A 9,990-nucleotide genomic window follows, 5' to 3' on the forward strand; every position below is an offset into this window, starting at 1 on the left:
CGCGCCGTGTGGAAGGTGGCGGGGCGTGGCAGGCAGAGCTGGAGGGCTGGTGGGCGGAAACGCGAGCGGGTCCGGATTGCGGGGGATGCCGCAGATCCGGACCCGGGTGGGGCACGGGGGTGGGGTCAGCCGTTGATGCCCGTGTTGCCGAAGGCGGGGTTCAGCAGGCCGATGACGTTCACGGTGTTGCCGACCGCGTTGACCGGGACGTGGACGGGGACCTGGATCAGGTTGCCCGAGGCGACGCCCGGGGAGCCCACGGCCTCGCCGCCGGCGTGGGCGCCGCCGGGGGTGGCGGACGCGATGCCGGCTCCGGCGGCGATGAGGCTGCCGGTGATCATGGTGAGGGCTGCGGCCTTCTTCAGGTTCTTCACTTCTGGATCCTCCTGGGACATTCGCCACGACCATTCGCCGTGACTCGCCCTGGAGAACGGCACACGGGCGGGGAGGATGCGCCGTGTGAGTGACATACACCCGACAGTATGAATCTTTGACCGGAGGGGAACTATTCGGTCACGTCGTCAGTCCGTGTCGCACCGCCCAGAGGGCCGCTTGGGTGCGGTCCGCCAGATCGAGCTTCATCAGGATGTTCGAGACATGGGTCTTGACGGTCTTCTCCGAGAGGACGAGGGCGCGGGCGATCTCGCGGTTGGAGCGGCCGTCGGCGATCAGGCCGAGGACCTCGCGCTCGCGCTCGGTCAGGGTGCTGCCCCGGCCGGGCCCGCTGGTCTGTTCCTCCTGGGTGAGCAGCGCGCACGCCACCTCCGGCTGGAGGAGGACATGGCCCGCGTGGACGGAGCGGATGGCTCCGGCGAGGGCCTCGGGGTCGATGTCCTTGTAGACATAGCCCGAGGCACCGGCGCGCAGGGCCGGGATCACGGTGCGCTGTTCGGTGAAGCTGGTGACGATGAGCACCTTCGCGGGGTTGTCGAGGGCGCGGAGCTTGCGGAGCGCCTCGATGCCGTCGGTGCCGGGCATCCGTACATCCATCAGGACGACGTCCGGCTTCAGCTCCTCGGCCCGGGCCACGCCCTCGGCGCCGTCGGCCGCCTCGCCGACCACCTCGATGTCGTCCTGGATCTCCAGGAAGGTGCGCAGTCCCCGGCGTACCACCTGGTGGTCGTCGACCAGCAGGACCCTGACCGTCTTGTCACCCACCGGGGACCTCCATCTCGATCGTGGTGCCCTTGCCGGGCGCCGACTGCACACTGAGTCTTCCGCCGACCCCGCTCGCGCGGTCCCGCATGGAGACGAGCCCCAGATGGCGGCCCGCTCTGCGGACGGTGCGCGGCTCGAAGCCCTTGCCGTTGTCGGTGACGCTGAGCACCGCGCCCTGGACGCGGCGGGGGGCGAGGACCACATCGACCCGGTCGCCGCCCGAGTGCCGCAGGGCGTTGTGCAGGGCTTCCTGGGCGACGCGGAGCAAGGCGTTCTCCTGGGCGGCCGGCAGGGCCTTGATGCCGCAGGTGTCGAAGGTGACCCGGGCGCTGTGCGCGCGGTCGAGGACCCGGACATGGGTGCGCAGGGTGTTGATGAGGCCGTCCTCGTCCAGGGCGGCGGGGCGCAGCTCCACCACGGCGGCGCGCAGTTCGTCCGCCGCCTCGGCGGCGAGGGCGGCGACCTGCTGCAGCTCGCCCTTGGCGCGGGCGGGGTCGCGGTCCACCAGGGCGGCGGCGGCCTGGGCGGTGAGCCGCAGGGAGAACAGCTTCTGGCTGACCGCGTCGTGCAGCTCGTGCGCGAGGCGGGAGCGCTCCTCGGCGATGGTCAGCTCCCGGCTGCGCTCGTACAGCCGGGCGTTGGTCAGGGCTATCGCCGCGTGCTGCGCGAGGATCGACAGCAGTTCCTCGTCGGCCCCGGTGAAGCCGCAGCCGTCGGCACCGGCGGGCTCGGCGCAGCGCTTGTTGGCGAGGAAGAGCGCGCCGATGACCTCGTCGCCGTCCTTGATGGGCAGGCCGAGGAAGTCGGACATGTCGGGGTGCGCGGTCGGCCAGCCCTCGAAACGGGGGTCCTTGCGCACATCGGCGAGCCGCTCGGTCCTGGCGTCGCGGAGCATCGCGGCGAGGATTCCGTGCTGCCGGGGCAGCGGGCCGATCGCCTTCCACTGCTCGTCGCTCACGCCGTCGACCACGAACTGGGCGAAGCCGCCGTGGTCGTCCGGGACGCCCAGCGCCGCGTACTGGGCGTCGAGCAGCTCGCGGGCCGAGGCGACGATCGTCTTGAGGACGTCGCGGACCTCCAGATGCCTGCTCATCGCGAGCAGAGCCGTGCTCACGGCCGCGATGCCCGAATTGGGTGGATGGCTCATGACCTCACCGTACCGGCGCGCTGTGACAGTCCGTATCGGGCCGTGGACGCAGCCGCTTAGGGCTGGGGGCCTAGGTCGAAGTGCCTTCCCAGGTGGGGTCCCGCGTCCGAGGCGGTGGGCGCGTGGCGTTTCTACGGTGGGTCCATCGGCGCGGACAGCGGGTCGCGGCGAGCCGAGAAGGGGATGGACACCATGCCGGTAGCGGTGATCACGGGGGCTTCGAAGGGGCTGGGGCACGCGCTCGCGTCGGCCCTCGCCGAACGGGGCTGGGATCTGGTCCTGAGTGCCAGGACCGCCCAGGTATTGAAGGAGAGCGCGGATCGGGTCGCCTCCCGGGGGACGCGTGTGGTCGCGGTGGCGGGGGACGTCAACGACGCGGGGCACCGGGGGGAGCTGTTCGCCGCCGCCCGGGGGCTCGGCGGGCTGGATCTGCTGGTGAGCAACGCGAGCGTGCTGGGTGCCGCGCCGCTGGTACGGCTGGACGCGCTGCCCCTGGAGGGGCTGCGGGAGGCGCTGGAGACCAATGTGGTGGCCGCGCTGGGGCTCGTGCAGGAGGCGCTGCCGCTGCTGCGGGAGGCGGACGCCGGGACGGTGATCGCGATCAGTTCGGACGCGGCGGCGGAGGCGTACGAGACCTGGGGCGGCTACGGGGCCTCCAAGGCGGCGCTCGACCAGCTCGTCGCCGTGCTGGCCGTGGAGGAGCCCGGGCTGCGGGTGTGGGCGGTGGATCCGGGCGACATGGCCACGGATCTGTACACGGCGGCCGTGCCGGACGACGACGATCCCCGGCCGACACCGGAATCGGTCGTACCGGGGTTTCTGCGGCTGCTGGACGAGCGGCCCGTCAGCGGGCGGTACGCGGCTCCGGCGCTGCTGGAGCGATAAGCCCCTCAGGGACCTCCTGGGGGGCTTTCCCCGGCGGCTTCCCCGGCGGCTTCCCCGGTGGCTTCCCCGGCGGGGCGGTGAGGGGCCTGTGCGCCCGTGCTCCCGGGCCCGGGTGGCCCGCCCGTCCGGCGAGGGGCGGAGGGGGCGCGGGGGCTGCCGGGCGGGGGCTGCCGGGCGGGCGCCGCCGTACCGCCCCTGAGGGCGTCGCCCGGCGGGACCGGCCGGGACGAGCGCCGGGAGGAGCCGGGTGTCGGCCGGGACAGCGGGGATCGAGGGACCGGAAGTGGATCGAGGCGTGATGTCGGGAGGAATCGCTGTGCTGGACACACTGTGGGTGCCCGAGGAGCTGTCGGCCCGGGTGCCGGCCGAGGTGCGCGGGTCGGGGCGGGACGACGTACGGCTGCTGGTCTCGCAGGGGAGCCGGGTCTCCCATCACACGTTCCGGGAGCTGCCGGGGCGGCTGCGGGCCGGTGACGTCCTGGTGGTCAATACCTCGGCCACCCTGCCCGCCGCCGTGAACGGGCGGGTCGGCGGGGATGTGGTCGTCGCGCACTTCTCGACGCGCGCCGACGACGGGCGATGGGCGGTGGAGCTGCGGTGGCCGGACGGCTCGGGCAGCACCCGGCAGCGCCCGGGAGGCCCGGCGGGGGCGGTCGTACGGCTGCCGGGCGGCGCGCACCTGGTGCTGGAGGAGCCGCTCGCCCCGGGTGCGGACCGGCTGTGGTGGGCGTCGGTGTCCGAGCCCGTACCGCCGCTGCTGGAGCGCTACGGGCGGCCCATCCGCTACGCGTACACCGCGCGGGACCAGCCGTTGTCCGCGTATCAGACGGTCTTCGCGCTCCCCTCCCCCGACGGGACGGGTTCGGCGGAGATGCCGAGTGCCGCGCGGCCGTTCACCCCGGGTCTGGTGGCGGCGCTGGTGAGCAGGGGGGTGCAGTTCGCCCCGGTCGTCCTGCATACGGGGGTGGCGTCGGCGGAGGCGCACGAGCCGCCGTATCCGGAGCGCTTCGAGGTGCCCGCGGCGACGGCGTGGCTGGTGAACGCGGCGCGGGCGGGCGGTGGCCGGATCGTCGCGGTCGGGACGACGGCCGTACGGGCCCTGGAGTCGGCGGCCGGTGCGGACGGGGTGGTGCGGGCGGCCTCGGGGTGGACCGGTCTGGTGGTCACGCCCGAGCGCGGGGTACGGGCCGTGGACGGGCTGCTGACGGGGCTGCACGAGCCCGAGGCGTCGCATCTGCTGATGCTGGAGGCAATCGCCGGGCGGCCCGCCATCGGCCGGGCGTACGAGGAGGCGCTGCGCGGGCTCTACCTCTGGCACGAGTTCGGGGACGTGCATCTCCTTCTTCCGGATGAGAGTCCTCACGTATTGCATTGCTGAAGCAACACATCGTCAAATCGGCACTCCCTCGATGTGACCCCGCACATAGGACGCAGATCACTTACGAATCTCAGTAGTGGATAAGTAAGGGGCATGTGAGCGGCCGCACGGTGGCGGAAAGGGCATTCCGTGAATGCCCTGATCCACTATCGCGGTTCGTATGTCACACCTTTGCCACGGCATTTTGCTGGCGCTAAGAATTGCCCCCGTCGCCGCCGCAGGAGCGCAGCGCCGCCTCCCGGCCTGATGCGACTTCCGCTATTCGAAGAGGTACGTATGTCCGCGTCCAGCACCCGCCTGACCAAGGTCCACCGGGCCTCGATCGCCGGTATCGCCACCGCCGGCGTCGCAGCTCTGACCCTCACCCTCGTGCCCGGCAACGGTGCGACCGAGGCCGAGGCCGCCCCCGCCACCGCTCCGGTGGCGTGGAACGCCAACGCGGTCGCCGCCAAGGGCACGACCGTGCAGGGGAACATCGGCCAGCAGAAGTCGGCCATCGAGACCCAGGTCCAGGCCGCCGCGCAGGCCGCCGCCAAGGCACAGGCCGATGCGAAGAACCAGGCCGCCACCAAGGCCAAGCTCGCCACCGCGGCGAAGAAGGCAGCCGCCGAGCAGGCCGCCAAGAAGGCCGCTGCCTCCAAGGCCGCCGCCGAGGCCGCCGTGAAGAAGCGCGCCGCCGAGAAGGCCGCCGCCAGCCGCGCCGCCGCGCGCAAGCCCGTCTACGCCAACAACCTGGACGGCTGGATCCGCGAGTCGCTCTCCATCATGAAGGAGAAGGGCATCCCCGGCTCGTACGACGGTCTGCACCGCAACATCCTGCGGGAGTCCAGCGGTAACCCGCGCGCCATCAACAACTGGGACATCAACGCCGTCAACGGCGTGCCGTCGAAGGGCCTGCTCCAGGTCATCCAGCCGACGTTCAACGCCTACCACGTCAAGGGCACCCCGTTCGACCTGTACCACCCGGTCGCCAACATCGTCGCCGCGGCCAACTACGCCGCCGACCGTTACGGCTCGATCGACAACGTCTTCGGCGCGTACTGAGCCGCAGCACGCCGAGACACCGACACCGAGACGCCGAAGGGCGGCACCCCGCACTGGGTGCCGCCCTCGGCTCGTCTCCACGGCTGTCCTGTGGGCCTACTTGCGCACGACCACGGGGGCTTACTTGCGCATGACCTCCGGCTCATGGCGGCGCAGCAGCCGGGCGACCGCGACGCCGCAGAGGACACCCATCGCGAACAGAATCGCGATGTTCATGCCCCACTGGCTCACCGAGTGCTCCCACAGGGGGTCGAGGTTGCCGGGGTTCTTCGGGTCCCACGGCGGCATCAGGGTTCCGAGGTCCAGGGTGGCGCCCGCGCCGCCGATGGCCCAGCGGGACGGCATCAGCCAGGCGAACTGCTCCAGACCGGGTGAGTCGTAGACCTGGAAGAGGATGCCGGTGAACACGACCTGGACGATGGCGAACATCACCAGCAGCGGCATCGTCTTCTCGGCGGTGCGCACCAGCGAGGAGATGACCAGGCCGAACATCATCGAGGTGAAACCCAGGGCGATGATCGTGAGACACAGCTCGACGGCGGGGGGCATGAGCAGGCCCTCGGCGGGGAGCTTGCGGGTCGCGAAGCCGATGCCACAGATGATGACGCCCTGGAGGGCCGTGATCAGACCGAGGACGATCACCTTGGACATCAGATACGCCGAGCGGGACAGACCGGTGGCCCGCTCGCGTTCGTAGATGACCCGTTCCTTGATCAGTTCTCGTACGGAGTTGGCGGCGCCCGAGAAGCACATGCCGACCGCGAGGATCAGCATGATCGTGCCCGCGTCGCCGTTGAACTTGGACTTGCCCTCGGGCGGGCCGAGGCCGAATTCGGCCGGGATGACGACGCTGACCAGGCCGAGGACGGCCGGCAGGATCAGCATCAGACCCATGAAGCCCTTGTCGGACGCGATGACCGAGGAGTACCGGCGGATCAGCGTCCACAGCTGGGAGCCCCAGCTCTGCGGCTTGGGCGGGCGCATCTGCTGCGGCGAGGGCATGCTGACCGACTGCGCGGCGACGGCGTCGATGTCCGCCGCGTACATCTGGTAGTGCTGTGAACCGCGCCAGCGGCCCGCCCAGTCGTAGTCGCGGTAGTTCTCGAACGCGGAGAACACATCGGCCCAGGTGGTGTACCCGAAGAAGTTGAGCGCCTCCTCGGGGGGCCCGAAGTAGGCGACGGAGCCGCCGGGGGCCATCACGAGGAGCTTGTCGCAGAGCTGCAGCTCTGCGACGGAGTGGGTGACCACCAGGACCGTGCGGCCGTCGTCGGCGAGGCCGCGCAGCAGCTGCATCACATCGCGGTCCATCCCCGGGTCGAGGCCCGAGGTCGGCTCGTCCAGGAAGATCAGCGACGGCTTGGTCAGCAGCTCCAGGGCGACGGAGACGCGCTTGCGCTGGCCGCCGGAGAGGGAGGTGACCTTCTTGTCCTTGTGGATGTCGAGCTTCAGCTCGCGCAGCACCTCGCCGATACGGGCCTCGCGCTCGGCCTCGGCGGTGTCACCGGGGAAGCGGAGCTTGGCCGCGTACTTAAGGGCCTTCCGGACGGTCAGCTCCTTGTGCAGGATGTCGTCCTGCGGGACCAGACCGATGCGCTGGCGCAGCTCGGCGAACTGCTTGTACAGGCTCCGGTTGTCGTAGAGGACATCGCCCTGGTTGGCGGGACGGTAGCCGGTGAGCGCCTTAAGGAGGGTCGACTTTCCGGAGCCCGAGGGTCCGATGACGCCGATGAGCGACTTCTCCGGTACGCCGAAGGACACATCGCGCAGGATCTGCTTGCCGCCGTCGACCGTGACCGTGAGATGGCGGGCGGAGAAGGAGACCTCGCCGGTGTCGACGAACTCCTCCAGCCGGTCGCCGACGATACGGAAGGTGGAGTGGCCGACGCCGACGATGTCGTTGGGGCCGATGACGACGGTGCCGGACTTGGTGATCGGCTGGCCGTTGACATAGGTCCCGTTGTGCGAGCCGAGGTCGCTGATCTGGAAGCGGCCGTCGGGGGCGGCGGTGAATTCGGCGTGGTGGCGCGAGACCTGGAGGTCGGAGACGACGAGTTCGTTCTCCAGCGCGCGGCCGATGCGCATGACCCGGCCGAGTGCGAGCTGGTGGAACGTCGTCGGGCTGCGGTCGCCGTGGACGGGCGGGGCCCCCGCTCCGCCCTGCGGCGGGATCGGGGCCTGCCGCGGGCCCGGCGGCTGCTGGTGCGGCGGCGGGACCTGGCCCTGCGGGGCGTGGGTCTGCTGAGCGTGTGCTTGTTGGGCGTGCGCCTGCTGGGCATGTGCTTGTTGGGGCTCCGGCCATGCCTGGGGCGCGGGAGCCTGGGCCGCCTGCTGATGGGCGGCCCCCGGTTGTGCGGCCTGTTGCTGCGCGGCGCGCTGATGGGCTGCTTGCTGATGTACGGCCTGCTGATGAGGCGCCTGCTGCGATGCCTGCTGCTGCGGCGCCGCGCCCTGCGCGCCGAACGGGTCCGCCCCCGCGCCGGAGAGACTCAGCCGCGGACCGTCATGGGCGTTGCCCAGGCGCACCTCGGCGCCCGGACCGACGTCCGACTGGTGGACCCGCTGTCCCTGCACATAGGTGCCGTTGGTGCTGCCGTGGTCCTCGATCACCCAGCCCCGGCCGCTCCAGCTGATCGTGGCGTGCCGCCACGAGACCCTGGCGTCCTCCAGCACCATGTCCCCCTGCGGATCCCGCCCCAGGGTGTACGACCTGGCCGGATCGAGGGTCCAGGTCCTTCCGTTCAATTCCAGTACGAGTTCCCGCACTCCATGCCCCACTACTTGTCCCCCGAGTTACTCCCATCGCAGGGAGTCTAGGGATGGCGAACATCCTGGGGAACTATTTCAGGCGCAGTCCCATAACCGGAAGTCGGGCCTGCGGAAGGCCGCGAGCGCGGGGACCGTTGACGGGGGAGAAACACGCACGGAGAGTGGTAAGCGCCCATCAGTCCGTACGGATCATGCTCGGCCGTCGGAAATCGGTGCAATAGGGGTGGCCGGGGTGGACCCGGCCGGGGATCGGGGGGTCCGTATGGACGCGACCGGTAAGGGTGGCAGGGTGCCCTGGGGCGATGTCCTGCTCGCCTCGATAGCGGCGGTGAGCTGGGCATTCGTGGGGATGGCCGGGGCGGCGGCGCTCGGGCTGCATCTGCTGGAGGCCGATTCCGCTGCGGCGCTCGGCCCCATGACGGCCGCCGTGGTCGTCCTCGCGGTGAACGGCTCGGTGAGCCCGTCCGGCGATGTGTCCGCGTTCGGCCTGGAGGGCGCCGAGGCGCGTACGGCAGTCGAGTTCACGCCACTGGGGGTGAGTCTGTTCGGGGCGCTGCTCCTTGCGTACTTCCTTCTGCGTTCGCTGCGGCGGGCGGGCCCGTACATCTCGGTGAGCGAACTCGCCGCGCGGGCGGGCGCGGTGGTGGTGCTCTTCGTCGCGGTGACCGGCGGCCTCGCCTGGGCCGGTCACGATGTGATCACCATCGACGGGAAGAAGCTGGGGCGCGACGCGGGGGGCATGCCCGGGCTCGGCGACGGCGGTATCGAGGTGCCGGGGCTCGGTGACATCGGAGATATCGGCGACATAGGCGATATCGGGGGGCTGCCGGACCGGCTCGGGGATCTGATCGGAGCGAAGGCGTCCGTCGGCTTCACGGTGAACACCGCGGACTCGCTGGCCGGTGCGCTGGTCTGGGTGCTCGGGGTGCTGCTGATCGCGCTGCTCGCCGGGCGGCGTGCGCCGCTGCCGCGCGCCGTCGCGCCCGCGGTGCGCACCTTACGGCCGGCCGCGTCCGCGATGGTGGGGGTGCTGGTGGTCGCGGTGCTCGCGGGTTACGCGGCGGCCTCCTTCGCCGCTCTCGACGACGACAACCCGAAGCGGATCGCGGGGGCCGCGCTGCTCGGCGCACCGAACGGGGTGTGGCTGGGGGTGCCGCTGGGGCTGTTCGTGCCGTGGAACGGGGAGGCGAAGGGCGAGCTGGCGAAGCTGCTGCCGGACCCGCTGGGTGAGTTCTTCCAGCTCTCGGCGGACCGGGCGGCCACGGTGGACCGGCTGGCGGGCCTGGACGGGCGGGTGTGGCTGCTGGCGGTGGCGGCGGGCGTCCTGATGCTGTACGCGGGCGTACTGGCGGCGTCCCGGAGCCCGGTCGGGGGCCGGGGCGCGGCGGGGTTCGCCGGGTGGTGCGCGGCGCGGCTGGGCGCGGTGACGGCGCTCACCCTGCCGCTGTTGGTGCGGCTGACGGATGTCTCGGTGGACGCGTCCCTGTCGGTACTGGGGCTCGACGCCTTCGGCGCGGGGATCGAGCTGCACGGCGAGCCGGTGGTGGCAGCGGCGCTGGGGGCGGCGTGGGGACTGGCGGCCGGTGGTGTCGGGGGTCTGCTGGTGTTT

At 71.4% G+C, this 9,990-nt stretch carries 8 protein-coding genes; 4 read left to right on the forward strand and 4 right to left on the reverse strand.

All coding sequences use genetic code 11. The features are described 5' to 3' along the window. Nucleotides 1-125: 125 nt before the first annotated feature. The 3 genes from ACWF94_RS23035 to ACWF94_RS23045 all read right to left on the reverse strand — a co-directional run bounded on the left by ACWF94_RS23035 (nt 126) and on the right by ACWF94_RS23045 (nt 2,305). The gene (locus ACWF94_RS23035; RefSeq protein WP_453491483.1) at nt 126-374 is read right to left on the reverse strand and encodes a chaplin; all 249 of its coding nucleotides are present in this window, start codon (nt 372-374) and stop codon (nt 126-128) included. Nucleotides 375-513: 139 nt separating this feature from the next. Continuing rightward, complete coding sequence (locus ACWF94_RS23040; RefSeq protein WP_453491486.1) at nt 514-1,158, reverse strand: response regulator; 645 nt, start codon at nt 1,156-1,158, stop codon at nt 514-516. Beyond that, nucleotides 1,151-2,305, reverse strand: a complete 1,155-nt coding sequence (locus ACWF94_RS23045) for a GAF domain-containing sensor histidine kinase (RefSeq protein ID WP_453491489.1) — start codon at nt 2,303-2,305, stop codon at nt 1,151-1,153. Before ACWF94_RS23045 ends, ACWF94_RS23040 begins: the two co-directional genes overlap by 8 nt. A gap of 192 nt (nt 2,306-2,497) precedes the next feature. Between ACWF94_RS23045 and ACWF94_RS23050 the strand changes: the two genes are divergently transcribed. The 3 genes from ACWF94_RS23050 (at nt 2,498) to ACWF94_RS23060 (ending at nt 5,612) form a co-directional block, all read left to right on the forward strand. Continuing rightward, on the forward strand, nt 2,498-3,190 hold the full coding sequence (locus ACWF94_RS23050; RefSeq protein WP_453491492.1) for an SDR family NAD(P)-dependent oxidoreductase: 693 nt from the start codon (nt 2,498-2,500) through the stop codon (nt 3,188-3,190). A gap of 298 nt (nt 3,191-3,488) precedes the next feature. Further along, the gene (locus ACWF94_RS23055; protein WP_453491494.1) at nt 3,489-4,568 is read left to right on the forward strand and encodes an S-adenosylmethionine:tRNA ribosyltransferase-isomerase; all 1,080 of its coding nucleotides are present in this window, start codon (nt 3,489-3,491) and stop codon (nt 4,566-4,568) included. A 276-nt stretch (nt 4,569-4,844) separates the two neighbouring features. Next, the gene (locus ACWF94_RS23060) at nt 4,845-5,612 is read left to right on the forward strand and encodes a transglycosylase SLT domain-containing protein (protein WP_453491497.1); all 768 of its coding nucleotides are present in this window, start codon (nt 4,845-4,847) and stop codon (nt 5,610-5,612) included. Nucleotides 5,613-5,732: 120 nt separating this feature from the next. On the opposite strand, the gene ACWF94_RS23065 is transcribed toward ACWF94_RS23060, so the two are convergent. Next, nucleotides 5,733-8,390, reverse strand: coding sequence for an FHA domain-containing protein (locus ACWF94_RS23065; RefSeq protein ID WP_453491500.1), 2,658 nt, complete (start codon nt 8,388-8,390; stop codon nt 5,733-5,735). 253 nt (nt 8,391-8,643) lie between these two features. On the opposite strand from ACWF94_RS23065, the gene ACWF94_RS23070 reads away from it, so the two are divergent. Beyond that, nucleotides 8,644-9,990 (forward strand): streptophobe family protein (locus ACWF94_RS23070; RefSeq protein WP_453491503.1); only part of this gene is annotated, 1,347 nt, incomplete at its 3' end.

This window comes from Streptomyces sp. NPDC055078, assembly GCF_053607985.1.